The 21700-nt window shown below is 52.4% G+C and carries 1 protein-coding gene (running past one end of the window); it reads left to right on the plus strand.

The window, feature by feature from the left end; genetic code table 11:
- A protein-coding gene (locus ACOMG9_RS20290) for a non-ribosomal peptide synthase/polyketide synthase (RefSeq protein WP_494529299.1) crosses the window boundary here: on the plus strand, nucleotides 1-21700 show its beginning. Its footprint extends 43589 nt past the window's final position; the window shows 21700 of its 65289 coding nt (coding positions 1-21700); its start codon is at nucleotides 1-3; the stop codon falls past the right edge of the window.

Here is a 21700-nt window from a genome sequence, read left to right on the forward strand (position 1 = left end):
ATGTCCACCGGAACAGCACTACTTGCATCTGTCTCAAGAACATCAAAAGCAAATTCGGGGCCTGCTGGCAATACCATCATTGAACGCATCTGGTTTGCGGCAGAGTCAACCCCGGACAAAATCGCTCTCAGATATATATACCAAAACAACGGCCCTGCTAAAGAAATAACATACCAACAGCTACGGCAGACGATCTGCGACTACTCCTGGTCAATACGCCAGCTCTGTCAACCGGAAGAGGTTGCGTTACTGGCCATGCCCGACCAGCTGGAATTCTGGTTTACATTGCTGGGCTGCATACACGCAAAAGTGATCCCTGCCCCCATTCCTATAGGAAAGACAAAGGCACAAAGGCAACGGTTACAAAAAATTGTTCAAGATAGCCGTGCTGTGGTTATTTTTTGCCTTGAAAAGGACCAACCGGAAATATTAAAAGACATATGCCCTGAAGAAACGTCCTGTAACCTGCCAGTCTACGACATCACCAAATCCCATGCCCGGTCACCGATTACCCCATCATCCGCCACAAAAAAAACCATTGCTATTCTTCAATACACTTCAGGCTCTACCGAATCACCGAAAGGAATCCCTATAACTCATGACAATATTATCACCAATTGCCGTTTAGTCGCAGATCCTGAAAACCCTGAACACAATGGCTTCAACTGGTTACCCCATTTTCATGATTTTGGCTTAGTCTGTTATGGAATTTGGCCACTTTGCAATGGCGATACCACCACGCATATACCCATTGATCTCTTTCTAAAGAAACCTGAGATCTGGCTGCAAATCATCGAAAAATACAGGGTGACTTTCGCAGGGGTGACGCAGTCAGCTGCCAACTTGCTAGTCAATTTGCTGGAAAATAGAGAACAAAATCGGGATTTATCCTGTCTTGGCCAGATATTAATAGCAGCAGAGCCTATCACCATAGATTGTCTTACAAGATTCTCGACATTCCTTTCACGGTTTGGGGTTCTACCAGAGGCGCTTTGCCCCGCCTATGGCCTGGCTGAGGCAACTGTTGGCGTCACCAGTGTTGAAAAAACAATAGTCTGGCATTCGAAACGGACGAGGAATATAACATATACTACGGATTCTTTATCCTCTTCTATTGAAGAAAACGGCAGGGATCAACATCATTTCGTGTCCTGTGGGCAACCTTTGTTCGATACTCAAGTGTGCATCGTTGACTCAACGACTGGCAAACCACTGTCAGACCAGAATACCGGCGAAATCTGGGTCAATGGGCCAACAGTCGCCTCAGGCTACTGGCACAATAAAAAGGCAACCCAAACCACCTTCAATAAAAAAATTGAAGGTAACAGTGAATCATGGCTCAGAACTGGAGATTTAGGTTTTATCCATAAGGGGGAGCTGTTCGTCACCGGGCGATTAAAAGATCTGATCGTTATCAATGGGCAAAACATCTATCCCCAGGATATAGAAGAAACCGTTTCCAAAGCCTGTCACAACGGCAGGAATAAAAATGATTCAGCGACCTTCAGCATCCTTCATAATGGAATCGAGTGCATTATTGTTGTTCAGCAACTTCCAAAAAAAATAGAATGCTCTGAACTGTATATTACAAACTTACTGAATCGAATAACTGATGCTCATCAGGTTCCCATTTATGACCTTGTCTTTGTCCGAAAACGATCAATTCATAAAACTTCCAGCGGCAAAATTCAACGTTCCAGCATTAAAGCAGCCTACCTTGATAAAAGCCTTGATATCATTGCCAGCTCAAAAGGCTTGCAGAACCAAATCGAAGAAAAGGAACTTCCAGCCTCCTCTGTTGAATCTAAACTTTGTGACCTCTGGCAGGAACTGCTGAACATTGAGCAGATCGGCATACACGACAACTTCTTCCAGCTCGGCGGTGACTCCCTGCTGGCCATACGACTCTGCCAGCGTATTGCCCAGGCGCTGTCGGTGGACGTGCCAGTCGCCCTGTTGTTCCAGCATCCGACCATTGCCCGGCTGGCTCCGGAACTAACCCGGGATATTGAGCCGATACCGGCCCGCCACCTGAGCCAGGCGCCCATGTCCTTCGCGCAACAGCGTCTCTGGTTTATCGAACAGTATGAGCAGGGGACTGCCGCCTATCACATTCCCATGGTGCTGAAACTCCATCAGCCAAAGCAGGCACAAACGCTGGTCGGGGCCTTGCAACTACTGGTTCAACGCCATAAAACCCTAAGGACTTTTTTCAGCACGGATGATGATGGTCAGCCTCTGCAACAAGTTCAGAAAGGCCCATTACCGGTTGAGCAAAAAACACTGGCTAAAGCGGAGTTAAACCCGGCTCTGTCCCGTTCCATTAACACACCGTTTAATCTCAGCACTCAGTATCCGCTTCGCGTCGTCTGGTTTACGGTCAGTGATAATCCGTCAGGCGCTGCCTCTGAAACCCGTCAGGAAGAAGACATTTTCCTGTTACTCTTTCATCACATTGCCGTGGACGGCTGGTCCCTGGAAATGCTTTCCAGAGAGCTGACACTTTTGATGGGCGCGCTGTCATCCCACCAGAATACGCCGGAAACCGTGCTTCCCGAATTGCCCATCGATTACCTGGACTTCACCCTCTGGCAGCAGGAAACCTGGCAGGATCAGCTGCTGGAAATCCAGACCCGATGGTGGCAGCAGGAACTGGCAGACCTGGAACCCCTGAACCTGCCACTGGATTATCCTCGACCACGGCAAATCGACTACCGCGGTGGCCATTGCCAATGTTCGCTGTCACCGGAACTCTCTGCGCAGTTGCGCCAACTGGCTAATCGTGAAAATACCACCCTGTACACGGTCATGCTCAGTGCCTTTGCCGTACTGCTCAGCCGTTACTGCAGTCAGGACGATGTTGCCGTTGGTAGCCCGGTCGCCAATCGCCAGCACCCGCAGCTGGAATCCCTTGCCGGTTTTTTTGCCAACACCCTGGTGGTCCGTACCCGGCTTGCCCCTGAGCAGACCTGCTGTGAACTGATTCGCCAGGTGCACCAATCAGTCGCCGTCGTGCAACAGCATCAGGATATTCCCTTTGAGCAGCTGGTTGATCAGTTGCAGGTAGAACGGGACACTTCCCGTCACCCGCTGTTCCAGGTGATGTTTGCCGTGCAGCACTTTACCCTGGCTCAAGGTCAGGGCATATCACAGCTTCCCCTGCCACCGGAGGCACAGACTACAAAGTTTGACCTGACCCTGATAGTGGATGACCAGCAAGACAGACTTCATGCCAATCTCGAATACGCAACAGCCCTGTTCCGGGAAGAGACCGTAACACGCCTGTGGCAGCACTATAAGCGGGTACTTGAGCAGTTTGTTGCCCGGCCGGAGTGTTTAACCCGGGAGATCTCCCTGCTCAGTGTTGAGGAATACCAGCAGATCGTCGTTGACTGGAACCAGACCGACGCTCCCCTGCCCGAAGGCCAGGAAAGCCTCCTGCTGCACCAGTTGTTTGAACAGCAGGCCGAACAGTACCCGGATAACCTCTGTCTTGTATTTGAAGAGCAACAGTTAACCAACCGGGAGGTCAACAACCGGGCCAACCAGCTGGCAATGATGATTCAGGAGACAATAAAAGCACAATGCGACGGTGTCATCCCGCCGGAAACCTGTGTCACGGTCTGCTGTAAGCCCTGTCTTGAATTTAACCTTGCTGCCATGGCGGTATTGAAGGCAGGGTGCGTGTATGTTCCGGTGGACCATACCGACCCAATTGAACGTCTTCGTTTTATCCTCAATGACACAGGATCCCGGGTGGTGTTGACAACATCTCACCAACCATCATTCTGGGACAGTCCTGATCATCAGGAAAACGTTTCTGCAGTAATGCTGGATAAAATATTATGGGCTGATCTGACACGGCACAATCCGGACTCACTGGTTACCAAAGATCACCTCGCCTATATAATCTACACCTCCGGCACCACTGGTCAGCCTAAAGGTGTCATGATTTCACATGCTGCCAGTGTCAACTTTATTCAGGACTGCCTGGTTCGGTATCCCACGGATCACAGCGATGTTCTTATCCAGAAGATATCCCATGGGTTTGATGTTTCCATATGGGAAATATTATTTAGTATGTCTTCAAAAGGGCATACAGTCATTGCTTCGCTTGATGCTCGCTATGATCCAGACACATTGGCGACCATGATCTGTAAACACTCTGTATCCATCATCATGTTTGTTCCAACACAGTTGGAAAGATTTCTCAAAACCATTTCACAAAAAAGTTCAGATTCCCTTCAGTGTCTGAGGCTGGTTTTGGTCACTGGAGAAACATTTAATGACGACCTTGCTCACCAGTTAATTACCGCCTGCCCACACCACACTCTGGTATTTAACGCCTACGGCCCAACCGAGACTACGGTTATCGCCACTACTGCCCAGGTGCGATTGAGTCCCGCTCAAAACAGGGATTCCCTATCCATTGGCAAGCCATTAACCAATACACGGGTCTATGTGCTGGATCAATACCTGCAGCCAGTCCCCGTCGGCATTCCAGGCGAACTGTATATCGGTGGTCACGGGTTGGCCCGTGGTTATCTGAATCAACCTGAGTTGACGAAAGCAGCCTTTATGGATGTGCCTTCGCTTCCGCCAGGAATACATGGCCATGTCTATCGAACAGGTGACAAGGTCAAGTGGCTCGACAATGGCGAATTGCTTTACATAGGCCGTATCGATCAGCAGGTTAAAATCCGGGGGCACAGAATAGAGCCGGCTGAAATCGAACAGACACTGACGACCATACCCGGCATCACCAGGGCCTTTGTGCAACCACGCAGCCGAAGCAATGGTTCGCAGGATCAGTATGACTACCTCGTCTGCTGGTATACCTGCGAACAGCCACAGGTTGAAGCGTCGCTACAGGCTCAATTGCGTCAGAAACTGCCAGAATACATGATCCCAAAGGCTTTTATTGCCGTTGAGTCATTCCCCATGACCCGCACTGGCAAACTGGATCGCAAGGCTCTGCCTGAACCAGAGATCAGCAGCCATGTGCAGTATGCCCCACCCACTACCCCCGACGAAACACGACTCTGTGACCTCTGGCAGGAACTGCTGAACATCGCGCAGATCGGCGTACACGACAACTTCTTCCAGCTCGGCGGTGACTCCCTGCTGGCCATACGACTCTGCCAGCGTATTGCCCAGGCGCTGTCGGTGGACGTGCCAGTCGCCCTGTTGTTCCAGCATCCGACCATTGCCCGGCTGGCTCCGGAACTAACCCGGGATATTGAGCCGATACCGGCCCGCCACCTGAGCCAGGCGCCCATGTCCTTCGCGCAACAGCGTCTCTGGTTTATCGAACAGTATGAGCAGGGGACTGCCGCCTATCACATTCCCATGGTGCTGAAACTCCATCAGCCAAAGCAGGCACAAACGCTGGTCGGGGCCTTGCAACTACTGGTTCAACGCCATAAAACCCTAAGGACTTTTTTCAGCACGGATGATGATGGTCAGCCTCTGCAACAAGTTCAGAAAGGCCCATTACCGGTTGAGCAAAAAACACTGGCTAAAGCGGAGTTAAACCCGGCTCTGTCCCGTTCCATTAACACACCGTTTAATCTCAGCACTCAGTATCCGCTTCGCGTCGTCTGGTTTACGGTCAGTGATAATCCGCCAGGCGCTGCGTCTGAAATCCGTCAAGAAGAAGACATTTTCCTGTTACTCTTTCATCACATTGCCGTGGACGGCTGGTCCCTGGAAATGCTTTCCAGAGAGCTGACACTATTGATGGGCGTGATGGGCGCACTGCCATCCCACCAGAATACGCCGGAAACCGTGCTTCCCGAATTGCCCATCGATTACCTGGACTTCACCCTCTGGCAGCAGGAAACCTGGCAGGACCAGCTGCTGGAAACCCAGACCCGATGGTGGCAGCAGGAACTGGCAGACCTGGAACCCCTGAACCTGCCACTGGATTATCCTCGACCACGGCAAATCGACTACCGCGGTGGCCATTGCCAATGTTCGCTGTCACCGGAACTCTCTGCGCAGTTGCGCCAACTGGCCAATCGTGAAAATACCACCCTGTACACGGTCATGCTCAGTGCCTTTGCCGTACTGCTCAGCCGTTACTGCAGTCAGGACGATGTTGCCGTTGGTAGCCCGGTCGCCAATCGCCAGCACCCGCAGCTGGAATCCCTTGCCGGTTTTTTTGCCAACACCCTGGTGATCCGTACCCGGCTTGCCCCTGAACAGACCTGCTGTGAACTGATTCGCCAGGTGCACCAATCAGTCGCCGTCGTGCAACAGCATCAGGATATTCCCTTTGAGCAGCTGGTTGATCAGTTGCAGGTAGAACGGGACCCTTCCCGTCACCCGCTGTTCCAGGTGATGTTTGCCGTGCAGCACTTTACCCTGGCTCAAGGTCAGGGCATATCACAGCTTCCCCTGCCACCGGAGGCACAGACTACAAAGTTTGACCTGACCCTGATGGTGGATGACCAGGAAGACAGACTTCATGCCAATCTCGAATACGCAACAGCCCTGTTCCGGGAAGAGACCGTAACACGCCTGTGGCAGCACTATAAGCGCGTACTTGAGCAGTTTGTTGCCCGGTCGGAGTGTTTAACCCGGGAGATCTCCCTGCTCAGTGTTGAGGAATACCAGCAGATCGTCGTTGACTGGAACCAGACCGACGCTCCCCTGCCCGAAGGCCAGGAAAGCCTCCTGCTGCACCAGTTGTTTGAACAGCATGCCAAACAGTATCCGGATAACCTCTGTCTTGTATTTGAAGAGCAGCAGTTAACCAATCGGGAGGTTAACAACCGGGCCAACCAGCTGGCAATGATGATTCAGGAGACAATAAAAGCACAATGCGACGGTGTCATCCCACCGGAAACCTGTGTCATGGTCTGCTGTAAGCCCTGTCTTGAATTTAACATTGCTGCCATGGCGGTATTGAAGGCAGGGTGCGTGTATGTTCCGGTGAACCATACCGACCCAATTGAACGTCTTCGTTTTATCCTCAATGACACAGGATCCCGGGTGGTGTTGACAACGTCTCACCAACCATCATTCTGGGACAGTCCTGATCATCAGGAAAACGTTTCTGCAGTAATGCTGGATAAAATATTATGGGCTGATCTGACACGACACAATCCGGACTCACTGGTTACCAAAGATCACCTCGCCTATATGTTCTACACCTCCGGCACCACTGGTCAGCCTAAAGGTGTCATGATTTCACATGCTGCCAGTGTCAACTTTATTCAGGACTGCCTGGTTCGGTATCCCACGGATCACAGCGATGTTCTTATCCAGAAGATATCCCATGGGTTTGATGTTTCCATATGGGAAATATTATTTAGTATGTCTTCAAAAGGGCATACAGTCATTGCTTCGCTTGATGCTCGTTATGATCCAGACACATTGGCGACCATGATCTGTAAACACTCTGCATCCATCATCATATTTGTTCCAACACAGCTGGAAAGATTTCTCAAAACCATTTCACAAAAAAGTTCAGATTCTCTTCAGTGTCTGAGGCTGGTTTTTGTCATTGGAGAAACATTTAATGACGACCTTGCTCACCGGTTCATTACCGCCTGCCCACACCACACTCTGGTATTTAACGCCTACGGCCCAACTGAGACTGGGGTTGCCACTACTGCCCAGGTGCGATTGAGTCCCGCTCAGAACAGGGATTCCCTATCCATTGGCAAGCCATTAGCCAATACACGGGTCTATGTGCTGGATCAATACCTGCAGCCAGTCCCCGTCGGCATTCCAGGCGAACTGTATATCGGTGGTCACGGGTTGGCCCGTGGTTATCAGAATCAACCTGAGTTGACGAAAGCAGCCTTTATAGATGTGCCTTCGCTTCCAATACACGGCCATGTCTATCGAACAGGTGACAAGGTCAAGTGGCTCGACAATGGCGAATTGCTTTACATAAGCCGTATCGATCAGCAGGTTAAAATCCGGGGGCACAGAATAGAGCCGGCTGAAATCGAACAGACACTGACGACCGTACCCGGCATCACCAGGGCCTTTGTGCAACCACGCAGCCGAAGCAATGATTCGCAGGATCGGTATGACTACCTCGTCTGCTGGTATACCTGCGAACAGCCACAGGTTGAAGCTTCGCTACAGGCTCAATTGCGTCAGAAACTGCCAGAATACATGATCCCAAAGGCTTTTATTGCCGTTGAGTCATTCCCCATGACCCGCACTGGCAAACTGGATCGCAAGGCTCTGCCTGAACCAGAGATCAGCAGTCATGTGCAGTATGCGCCACCCACTACCCCCGACGAAACACGACTCTGTGACCTCTGGCAGGAACTGCTGAACATCGAGCAGATCGGCATACACGACAACTTCTTCCAGCTCGGCGGTGACTCCCTGCTGGCCATACGACTCTGCCAGCGTATTGCCCAGGCGCTGTCGGTGGACGTACCAGTCGCCCTGTTGTTCCAGCATCCGACCATTGCCCGGCTGGCTTCGGAACTGACCCGGGATATTGAGCCGATACCGGCCCGCCACCTGAGCCAGGCGCCCATGTCCTTCGCGCAACAGCGTCTCTGGTTTATCGAACAGTATGAGCAGGGGACTACCGCCTATCACATTCCCATGGTTCTGAAACTCCATCAGCCAAAGCAGGCACAAACGCTGGTCGAGGCCTTGCAACTACTGGTTCAACGTCATAAAACCCTGAGGACTTTTTTCAGCACGGATGATGATGGTCAGCCTCTGCAACAAGTTCAGAAAGGCCCATTACCGGTTGAGCAAAAAATACTGGCTAAAGCGGAGTTAAACCCGGCTCTGTCCCGTTCCATTAACACACCGTTTAATCTCAGCGCTCAGTATCCGCTTCGCGTTGTCTGGTTTACGGTCAGTGATAATCCGTCAGGCGCTGCCTCTGAAACCCGTCAGGAAGAAGACATTTTCCTGTTACTCTTTCATCACATTGCCGTGGACGGCTGGTCCCTGGAAATGCTTTCCAGAGAGCTGACACTATTGATGGGCGCGCTGTCATCCCACCAGAATACGCCGGAAACCGTGCTTCCCGAATTGCCCATCGATTACCTGGACTTCACCCTCTGGCAGCAGGAAACCTGGCAGGACCAGCTGCTGGAAACCCAGACCCGATGGTGGCAGCAGGAACTGGCAGACCTGGAACCCCTGAACCTGCCACTGGATTATCCTCGACCACGGCAAATCGACTACCGCGGTGGCCATTGCCAATGTTCGCTGTCACCGGAACTCTCTGCGCAGTTGCGCCAACTGGCCAATCGTGAAAATACCACCCTGTACACAGTCATGCTCAGTGCCTTTGCCGTACTGCTCAGCCGTTACTGCAGTCAGGACGATGTTGCCGTTGGTAGCCCGGTCGCCAATCGCCAGCACCCGCAGCTGGAATCCCTTGTCGGTTTTTTTGCCAACACCCTGGTGATCCGTACCCGGCTTGCCCCTGAACAGACTTGTCGTGAACTGATTCGCCAGGTGCACCAATCAGTCGCCGTCGTGCAACAGCATCAGGATATTCCCTTTGAGCAGCTGGTTGATCAGTTGCAGGTAGAACGGGACCCTTCCCGTCACCCGCTGTTCCAGGTGATGTTTGCTGTGCAGCACTTTACCCTGGCTCAAGGTCAGGGCATATCACAGCTTCCTCTGCCAACGGAGGCACAGACTACAAAGTTTGACCTGACCCTGATAGTGGATGACCAGGAAGACAGGCTTCATGCCAATCTCGAATACGCAACAGCCCTGTTCCGGGAAAAGACCGTAACACGCCTGTGGCAGCACTATAAGCGCGTACTTGAGCAGTTTGTTGCCCGGCCGGAGTGTTTAACCCGGGAGATCTCCCTGCTCAGTGTTGAGGAATACCAGCAAATCGTCGTTGACTGGAACCAGACCGACGCTCCCCTGCCCGAAGGCCAGGAAAGCCTCGTGCTGCACCAGTTGTTTGAACAGCAGGCCGAACAGTATCCGGATAACCTCTGTCTTGTATTTGAAGAGCAGCAGTTAACTAACCGGGAGGTCAACAACCGGGCCAACCAGCTGGCAATGATGATTCAGGAGACAATAAAAACACAATGCGACGGTGTCATCCCACCGGAAACCTGTGTCATGGTCTGCTGTAAGCCCTGTCTTGAATTTAACCTTGCTGTCATGGCGGTATTGAAGGCAGGGTGCGTGTATGTTCCGGTGAACCATACCGATCCGGTGGAACGTCTTCGTTTTATCTTTAATGACACACAATCCCGGATGGTATTGACGACGTCCAACCAACCCTGCTTCTGGGACAACCATGATGAACCGGATAGCGTTTCTGTCGTGATGCTGGACGACATATCATGGACAGAGCAAACACTGTACAACCCGCCCGCACTGATCAGCCATGATCAACTCGCTTATATTATCTTCACCTCCGGCACCACCGGACAGCCAAAAGCGGTGATGATTTCACACGGGGCCAGTGTCAACTTTATTCAGGACTGCCTGGTTCGGTATCCCACGGATCACAGCGATGTTCTTATCCAGAAGACACCCCATGGGTTTGATGTTTCCATATGGGAAATATTATTTAGTATGTCTTCAAAAGGGCATACAGTCATTGCTTCGCTTGATGTTCGCTATGACCCAGACGCATTGGCGACCATGATCTGTCAACACTCTGTATCCATCATCATATTTGTTCCAACACAGCTGGAAAGATTTCTCAAAACCATTTCACAAAAAAGTTCAGATTCTCTTCAGTGTCTGAGGCTGGTTTTTGTCATTGGAGAAACATTTAATGACGACCTTGCTCACCGGTTCATTACCGCCTGCCCACACCACACTCTGGTATTTAATGCCTATGGCCCAACTGAGACTGCGGTTGTCGCCACTACTGCCCAGGTGCGATTGAGCCCCGCTCAAAACAGGGATTCCCTGTCCATTGGCAAGCCATTAACCAATACACGGGTCTATGTGCTGGACCAATATATGCAGCCAGTCCCCGTCGGCATTCCAGGCGAACTGTATATCGGTGGTCACGGGTTGGCCCGTGGTTATCTGAATCAATCTGAGTTGACGAAAGCAGCCTTTGTAGGTGTGCCTTCGCTTCCGCCAGGAATACATGGCCATGTCTATCGAACAGGTGACAAGGTCAAGTGGCTCGACAATGGCGAATTGCTTTACATAGGCCGTATCGATCAGCAGGTTAAAATCCGGGGGCACAGAATAGAGCCGGCTGAAATCGAACAGACACTGACGACCATACCCGGCATCACCAGGGCCTTTGTGCAACCACGCAGCCGAAGCAATGATTCTCAGGATCAGTATGACTACCTCGTCTGCTGGTATACCTGCGAACAGCCACAGGTTGAAGCGTCGCTACAGGCTCAATTGCGTCAGAAACTGCCAGAATACATGATCCCAAAGGCTTTTATTGCCGTTGAGTCATTCCCCATGACCCGCAATGGCAAACTGGATCGCAAGGCTCTGCCTGAACCAGAGATCAGCAGCCATGTGCAGTATGCTCCACCCACTACCCCCGACGAAACACGACTCTGTGACCTCTGGCAGGAACTGCTGAACATCGAGCAGATCGGCATACACGACAACTTCTTCCAGCTCGGCGGTGACTCCCTGCTGGCCATACGACTCTGCCAGCGTATTGCCCAGACGCTGTCGGTGGACGTACCAGTCGCCCTGTTGTTCCAGCATCCGACCATTGCCCGGCTGGCTCCGGAACTGAACCTGGATATTGAGCCGATACCGGCCCGCCACCTGAGCCAGGCGCCCATGTCCTTCGCGCAACAGCGTCTCTGGTTTATCGAACAGTATGAGCAGGGGACTGCCGCCTATCACATTCCCATGGTGCTGAAACTCCATCAGCCAAAGCAGGCACAAACGCTGGTCGGGGCCTTGCAACTACTGGTTCAACGCCATAAAACCCTAAGGACTTTTTTCAGCACGGATGATGATGGTCAGCCTCTGCAACAAGTTCAGAAAGGCCCATTACCGGTTGAGCAAAAAACACTGGCTAAAGCGGAGTTAAACCCGGCTCTGTCCCGTTCCATTAACACACCGTTTAATCTCAGCACTCAGTATCCGCTTCGCGTCGTCTGGTTTACGGTCAGTGATAATCCGCCAGGCGCTGCGTCTGAAATCCGTCAAGAAGAAGACATTTTCCTGTTACTCTTTCATCACATTGCCGTGGACGGCTGGTCCCTGGAAATGCTTTCCAGAGAGCTGACACTATTGATGGGCGTGATGGGCGCACTGCCATCCCACCAGAATACGCCGGAAACCGTGCTTCCCGAATTGCCCATCGATTACCTGGACTTCACCCTCTGGCAGCAGGAAACCTGGCAGGACCAGCTGCTGGAAACCCAGACCCGATGGTGGCAGCAGGAACTGGCAGACCTGGAACCCCTGAACCTGCCACTGGATTATCCTCGACCACGGCAAATCGACTACCGCGGTGGCCATTGCCAATGTTCGCTGTCACCGGAACTCTCTGCGCAGTTGCGCCAACTGGCCAATCGTGAAAATACCACCCTGTACACGGTCATGCTCAGTGCCTTTGCCGTACTGCTCAGCCGTTACTGCAGTCAGGACGATGTTGCCGTTGGTAGCCCGGTCGCCAATCGCCAGCACCCGCAGCTGGAATCCCTTGCCGGTTTTTTTGCCAACACCCTGGTGATCCGTACCCGGCTTGCCCCTGAACAGACCTGCTGTGAACTGATTCGCCAGGTGCACCAATCAGTCGCCGTCGTGCAACAGCATCAGGATATTCCCTTTGAGCAGCTGGTTGATCAGTTGCAGGTAGAACGTGACACTTCCCGTCACCCGCTGTTCCAGGTGATGTTTGCTGTGCAGCACTTTACCCTGGCTCAAGGTCAGGGCATATCACAGCTTCCCCTGCCACCGGAGGCACAGACTACAAAGTTTGACCTGACCCTGATGGTGGATGACCAGGAAGACAGACTTCATGCCAATATCGAATACGCAACAGCCCTGTTCCGGGAAGAGACCGTAACATGCCTGTGGCAGCACTATAAGCGCGTACTTGAGCAGTTTGTTGCCCGGCCGGAGTGTTTAACCCGGGAGATCTCCCTGCTCAGTGTTGAGGAATACCAGCAGATCGTCGTTGACTGGAACCAGACCGACGCTCCCCTGCCCGAAGGCCAGGAAAGCCTCCTGCTGCACCAGTTGTTTGAACAGCAGGCCGAACAGTACCCGGATAACCTCTGTCTTGTATTTGAAGAGCAGCAGTTAACCAACCGGGAGGTCAACAACCGGGCCAACCAGCTGGCAATGATGATTCAGGAGACAATAAAAGCACAATGCGACGGTGTCATCCCACCGGAAACCTGTGTCATGGTCTGCTGTAAGCCCTGTCTTGAATTTAACATTGCTGCCATGGCGGTATTGAAGGCAGGGTGCGTGTATGTTCCGGTGAACCATACCGACCCAATTGAACGTCTTCGTTTTATCCTCAATGACACAGGATCCCGGGTGGTGTTGACAACGTCTCACCAACCATCATTCTGGGACAGTCCTGATCATCAGGAAAACGTTTCTGCAGTAATGCTGGATAAAATATTATGGGCTGATCTGACACGACACAATCCGGACTCACTGGTTACCAAAGATCACCTCGCCTATATGTTCTACACCTCCGGCACCACTGGTCAGCCTAAAGGTGTCATGATTTCACATGCTGCCAGTGTCAACTTTATTCAGGACTGCCTGGTTCGGTATCCCACGGATCACAGCGATGTTCTTATCCAGAAGATATCCCATGGGTTTGATGTTTCCATATGGGAAATATTATTTAGTATGTCTTCAAAAGGGCATACAGTCATTGCTTCGCTTGATGCTCGTTATGATCCAGACACATTGGCGACCATGATCTGTAAACACTCTGCATCCATCATCATATTTGTTCCAACACAGCTGGAAAGATTTCTCAAAACCATTTCACAAAAAAGTTCAGATTCTCTTCAGTGTCTGAGGCTGGTTTTTGTCATTGGAGAAACATTTAATGACGACCTTGCTCACCGGTTCATTACCGCCTGCCCACACCACACTCTGGTATTTAACGCCTACGGCCCAACTGAGACTGGGGTTGCCACTACTGCCCAGGTGCGATTGAGCCCCGCTCAGAACAGGGATTCCCTATCCATTGGCAAGCCATTAGCCAATACACGGGTCTATGTGCTGGATCAATACCTGCAGCCAGTCCCCGTCGGCATTCCAGGCGAACTGTATATCGGTGGTCACGGGTTGGCCCGTGGTTATCAGAATCAACCTGAGTTGACGAAAGCAGCCTTTATAGATGTGCCTTCGCTTCCAATACACGGCCATGTCTATCGAACAGGTGACAAGGTCAAGTGGCTCGACAATGGCGAATTGCTTTACATAAGCCGTATCGACCAGCAGGTTAAAATCCGGGGGCACAGAATAGAGCCGGCTGAAATCGAACAGACACTGACGACCGTACCCGGCATCACCAGGGCCTTTGTGCAACCACGCAGCCGAAGCAATGATTCGCAGGATCGGTATGACTACCTCGTCTGCTGGTATACCTGTGAACAGCCACAGGTTGAAGCGTCGCTACAGGCTCAATTGCGTCAGAAACTGCCAGAATACATGATCCCAAAGGCTTTTATTGCCGTTGAGTCATTCCCCATGACCCGCACTGGCAAACTGGATCGCAAGGCTCTGCCTGAACCAGAGATCAGCAGTCATGTGCAGTATGCTCCACCCACTACCCCCGACGAAACACGACTCTGTGACCTCTGGCAGGAACTGCTGAACATCGAGCAGATCGGCATACACGACAACTTCTTCCAGCTCGGCGGTGACTCCCTGCTGGCCATACGACTCTGCCAGCGTATTGCCCAGGCGCTGTCGGTGGACGTACCAGTCGCCCTGTTGTTCCAGCATCCGACCATTGCCCGGCTGGCTTCGGAACTGACCCTGGATATTAAGCCGATACCGGCCCGCCACCTGAGCCAGGCGCCCATGTCCTTCGCGCAACAGCGTCTCTGGTTTATCGAACAGTATGAGCAGGGGACTGCCGCCTATCACATTCCCATGGTGCTGAAACTCCATCAGCCAAAGCAGGCACAAACGCTGGTCGGGGCCTTGCAACTACTGGTTCAACGCCATAAAACCCTGAGGACTTTTTTCAGCACGGATGATGATGGTCAGCCTCTGCAACAAGTTCAGAAAGGCCCATTACCGGTTGAGCAAAAAACACTGGCTAAAGCGGATTTAAACCCGGCTCTGTCCCGTTCCATTAACACACCGATTAATCTCAGCACTCAGTATCCGCTTCGCGTCGTCTGGTTTACGGTCAGTGATAATCCGTCAGGCGCTGCGTCTGAAATCCGTCAGGAAGAAGACATTTTCCTGTTACTCTTTCATCACATTGCCGTGGACGGCTGGTCCCTGGAAATGCTTTCCAGAGAGCTGACACTTTTGATGGGCGCGCTGTCATCCCACCAGAATACGCCGGAAACCGTGCTTCCCGAATTGCCCATCGATTACCTGGACTTCACCCTCTGGCAGCAGGAAACCTGGCAGGACCAGCTGCTGGAAACCCAGACCCGATGGTGGCAGCAGGAACTGGCAGACCTGGAACCCCTGAACCTGCCACTGGATTATCCTCGACCACGGCAAATCGACTACCGCGGTGGCCATTGCCAATGTTCGCTGTCACCGGAACTCTCTGCGCAGTTGCGCCAATTGGCCAATTGTGAAAATACCACCCTGTACACGGTCATGCTCAGTGCCTTTGCCGTACTGCTCAGCCGTTACTGCAGTCAGGACGATGTTGCCGTTGGTAGCCCGGTCGCCAATCGCCAGCACCCGCAGCTGGAATCCCTTGCCGGTTTTTTTGCCAACACCCTGGTGATCCGTACCCGGCTTGCCCCTGAGCAGACCTGCTGTGAACTGATTCGCCAGGTGCACCAATCAGTCGCCGTCGTGCAACAGCATCAGGATATTCCCTTTGAGCAGCTGGTTGATCAGTTGCAGGTAGAACGGGACACTTCCCGTCACCCGCTGTTCCAGGTGATGTTTGCCGTGCAGCACTTTACCCTGGCTCAAGGTCAGGGCATATCACAGCTTCCCCTGCCACCGGAGGCACAGACTACAAAGTTTGACCTGACCCTGATGGTGGATGACCAGGAAGACAGACTTCATGCCAATATCGAATACGCAACAGCCCTGTTCCGGGAAGAGACCGTAACACGCCTGTGGCAGCACTATAAGCGCGTACTTGAGCAGTTTATTGCCCGGCCTGAGTGTTTAACCCGGGAGATCTCCCTGCTCAGTGTTGAGGAATACCAGCAGATCGTCGTTGACTGGAACCAGACCGACGCTCTCCTGCCCGAAGGCCAGGAAAGCCTCCTGCTGCACCAGTTGTTTGAACAGCAGGCCAAACAGTATCCCAATAACCTCTGTCTTGTATTTGAAGAGCAGCAGTTAACCAACCGGGAGGTCAACAACCGGGCCAACCAGCTGGCAATGATGATTCAGGAGACAATAAAAGCACAATGCGACGGTGTCATCCCACCGGAAACCTGTGTCATGGTCTGCTGTAAGCCCTGTCTTGAATTTAACATTGCTGCCATGGCGGTATTGAAGGCAGGGTGCGTGTATGTTCCGGTGAACCATACCGATCCGGTGGAACGTCTTCGTTTTATCTTTAATGACACACAATCCCGGATGGTGTTGACGACGTCTCACCAACCCTGCTTCTGGGACAACCATGATGAACCGGATAGCGTTTCTGTCGTGATGCTGGACGACATATCATGGACAGAGCAAACACTGTACAACCCGCCCGCACTGATCAGCCATGATCAACTCGCTTATATTATCTTCACCTCCGGCACCACCGGACAGCCAAAAGGGGTGATGATTTCACACGGGGCCAGTGTCAACTTTATTCAGGACTGCCTGGTTCGGTATCCGACGGATCACAGCGATGTTCTTATCCAGAAGATATCCCATGGGTTTGATGTTTCCATATGGGAAATATTATTTAGTATGTCTTCAAAAGGGCATACAGTCATTGCTTCGCTTGATGCTCGCTATGATCCAGACACATTGGCGACCATGATCTGTCAACACTCTGTATCCATCATCATGTTTGTTCCAACACAGTTGGAAAGATTTCTCAAAACCATTTCACAAAAAAGTTCAGATTCCCTTCAGTGTCTGAGGCTGGTTTTGGTCACTGGAGAAACATTTAATGACGACCTTGCTCACCAGTTAATTACCGCCTGCCCACACCACACTCTGGTATTTAACGCCTACGGCCCAACCGAGACTACGGTTATCGCCACTACTGCCCAGGTGCGATTGAGTCCCGCTCAAAACAGGGATTCCCTATCCATTGGCAAGCCATTAACCAATACACGGGTCTATGTGCTGGATCAATACCTGCAGCCAGTCCCCGTCGGCATTCCAGGCGAACTGTATATCGGTGGTCACGGGTTGGCCCGTGGTTATCTGAATCAACCTGAGTTGACGAAAGCAGCCTTTATGGATGTGCCTTCGCTTCCGCCAGGAATACATGGCCATGTCTATCGAACAGGTGACAAGGTCAAGTGGCTCGACAATGGCGAATTGCTTTACATAGGCCGTATCGATCAGCAGGTTAAAATCCGGGGGCACAGAATAGAGCCGGCTGAAATCGAACAGACACTGACGACCATACCCGGCATCACCAGGGCCTTTGTGCAACCACGCAGCCGAAGCAATGGTTCGCAGGATCAGTATGACTACCTCGTCTGCTGGTATACCTGCGAACAGCCACAGGTTGAAGCGTCGCTACAGGCTCAATTGCGTCAGAAACTGCCAGAATACATGATCCCAAAGGCTTTTATTGCCGTTGAGTCATTCCCCATGACCCGCACTGGCAAACTGGATCGCAAGGCTCTGCCTGAACCAGAGATCAGCAGCCATGTGCAGTATGCCCCACCCACTACCCCCGACGAAACACGACTCTCTGACCTCTGGCAGGAACTGCTGAACATCGCGCAGATCGGCGTACACGACAACTTCTTCCAGCTCGGCGGTGACTCCCTGCTGGCCATACGACTCTGCCAGCGTATTGCCCAGGCGCTGTCGGTGGACGTGCCAGTCGCCCTGTTGTTCCAGCATCCGACCATTGCCCGGCTGGCTCCGGAACTAACCCGGGATATTGAGCCGATACCGGCCCGCCACCTGAGCCAGGCGCCCATGTCCTTCGCGCAACAGCGTCTCTGGTTTATCGAACAGTATGAGCAGGGGACTGCCGCCTATCACATTCCCATGGTGCTGAAACTCCATCAGCCAAAGCAGGCACAAACGCTGGTCGGGGCCTTGCAACTACTGGTTCAACGCCATAAAACCCTAAGGACTTTTTTCAGCACGGATGATGATGGTCAGCCTCTGCAACAAGTTCAGAAAGGCCCATTACCGGTTGAGCAAAAAACACTGGCTAAAGCGGAGTTAAACCCGGCTCTGTCCCGTTCCATTAACACACCGTTTAATCTCAGCACTCAGTATCCGCTTCGCGTCGTCTGGTTTACGGTCAGTGATAATCCGCCAGGCGCTGCGTCTGAAATCCGTCAAGAAGAAGACATTTTCCTGTTACTCTTTCATCACATTGCCGTGGACGGCTGGTCCCTGGAAATGCTTTCCAGAGAGCTGACACTATTGATGGGCGTGATGGGCGCACTGCCATCCCACCAGAATACGCCGGAAACCGTGCTTCCCGAATTGCCCATCGATTACCTGGACTTCACCCTCTGGCAGCAGGAAACCTGGCAGGACCAGCTGCTGGAAACCCAGACCCGATGGTGGCAGCAGGAACTGGCAGACCTGGAACCCCTGAACCTGCCACTGGATTATCCTCGACCACGGCAAATCGACTACCGCGGTGGCCATTGCCAATGTTCGCTGTCACCGGAACTCTCTGCGCAGTTGCGCCAATTGGCCAATCGTGAAAATACCACCCTGTACACGGTCATGCTCAGTGCCTTTGCCGTACTGCTCAGCCGTTACTGCAGTCAGGACGATGTTGCCGTTGGTAGCCCGGTCGCCAATCGCCAGCACCCGCAGCTGGAATCCCTTGCCGGTTTTTTTGCCAACACCCTGGTGATCCGTACCCGGCTTGCCCCTGAACAGACCTGTCGTGAACTGATTCGCCAGGTGCACCAATCAGTCGCCGTCGTGCAACAGCATCAGGATATTCCCTTTGAGCAGCTGGTTGATCAGTTGCAGGTAGAACGGGACCCTTCCCGTCACCCGCTGTTCCAGGTGATGTTTGCCGTGCAGCACTTTACCCTGGCTCAAGGTCAGGGCATATCACAGCTTCCCCTGCCACCGGAGGCACAGACTACAAAGTTTGACCTGACCCTGATGGTGGATGACCAGCAAGACAGACTTCATGCCAATCTCGAATACGCAACAGCCCTGTTCCGGGAAGAGACCGTAACACGCCTGTGGCAGCACTATAAGCGCGTACTTGAGCAGTTTGTTGCCCGGCCGGAGTGTTTAACCCGGGAGATCTCCCTGCTCAGTATTGAGGAATACCAGCAGATCGTCGTTGACTGGAACCAGACCGACGCTCCCCTGCCCGAAGGCCAGGAAAGCCTCCTGCTGCACCAGTTGTTTGAACAGCAGGCCGAACAGTATCCGGATAACCTCTGTCTTGTATTTGAAGAGCAGCAGTTAACCAACCGGGAGGTCAACAACCGGGCCAACCAGCTGGCAATGATGATTCAGGAGACAATAAAAGCACAATGCGACGGTGTCATCCCACCGGAAACCTGTGTCATGGTCTGCTGTAAGCCCTGTCTTGAATTTAACATTGCTGCCATGGCGGTATTGAAGGCAGGGTGCGTGTATGTTCCGGTGAACCATACCGACCCAATTGAACGTCTTCGTTTTATCCTCAATGACACAGGATCCCGGGTGGTGTTGACAACGTCTCACCAACCATCATTCTGGGACAGTCCTGATCATCAGGAAAACGTTTCTGCAGTAATGCTGGATAAAATATTATGGGCTGATCTGACACGACACAATCCGGACTCACTGGTTACCAAAGATCACCTCGCCTATATGTTCTACACCTCCGGCACCACTGGTCAGCCTAAAGGTGTCATGATTTCACATGCTGCCAGTGTCAACTTTATTCAGGACTGCCTGGTTCGGTATCCCACGGATCACAGCGATGTTCTTATCCAGAAGATATCCCATGGGTTTGATGTTTCCATATGGGAAATATTATTTAGTATGTCTTCAAAAGGGCATACAGTCATTGCTTCGCTTGATGCTCGTTATGATCCAGACACATTGGCGACCATGATCTGTAAACACTCTGCATCCATCATCATATTTGTTCCAACACAGCTGGAAAGATTTCTCAAAACCATTTCACAAAAAAGTTCAGATTCTCTTCAGTGTCTGAGGCTGGTTTTTGTCATTGGAGAAACATTTAATGACGACCTTGCTCACCGGTTCATTACCGCCTGCCCACACCACACTCTGGTATTTAACGCCTACGGCCCAACTGAGACTGGGGTTGCCACTACTGCCCAGGTGCGATTGAGCCCCGCTCAGAACAGGGATTCCCTATCCATTGGCAAGCCATTAGCCAATACACGGGTCTATGTGCTGGATCAATACCTGCAGCCAGTCCCCGTCGGCATTCCAGGCGAACTGTATATCGGTGGTCACGGGTTGGCCCGTGGTTATCAGAATCAACCTGAGTTGACGAAAGCAGCCTTTATAGATGTGCCTTCGCTTCCAATACACGGCCATGTCTATCGAACAGGTGACAAGGTCAAGTGGCTCGACAATGGCGAATTGCTTTACATAAGCCGTATCGACCAGCAGGTTAAAATCCGGGGGCACAGAATAGAGCCGGCTGAAATCGAACAGACACTGACGACCGTACCCGGCATCACCAGGGCCTTTGTGCAACCACGCAGCCGAAGCAATGATTCGCAGGATCGGTATGACTACCTCGTCTGCTGGTATACCTGCGAACAGCCACAGGTTGAAGCTTCGCTACAGGCTCAATTGCGTCAGAAACTGCCAGAATACATGATCCCAAAGGCTTTTATTGCCGTTGAGTCATTCCCCATGACCCGCACTGGCAAACTGGATCGCAAGGCTCTGCCTGAACCAGAGATCAGCAGCCATGTGCAGTACGCTCCACCCACTACCCCCGACGAAACACGACTCTGTGACCTCTGGCAGGAACTGCTGAACATCGAGCAGATCGGCATACACGACAACTTCTTCCAGCTCGGCGGTGACTCCCTGCTGGCCATACGACTCTGCCAGCGTATTGGTCAGGTGTTTTCGATAGAGGTGCCCGTCGCCTTGCTGTTCCAGCACCCCACGGTCACAGCACTGGCTCAACACATTCAATCGCTGGATGCCCTGCCGCAGATGCAGCTGCCCGCCCTGGTGCCTGAACCTGATCACCGCTTTGAGCCCTTTCCCCTCAACGCCATTCAACAGGCCTACTGGCTCGGACGGCAGTCCGGTTTTGAACTGGGACAGGTGGCTACGCAAGGTTACATGGAGTGGGATCTGGACGACATTGGACAGCTGGATGTTCACCGCCTGGAGCAGGCATGGCAGACCCTGGTGGATCGCCACGATATGCTGCGTACCGTTATCCTGCCCTCCGGTGAGCAACAGGTACTGGCAGAAGTGCCTGACTTTACCCTTGCCATCA

It is taken from the genome of Endozoicomonas sp. PH6C (assembly GCF_059322965.1).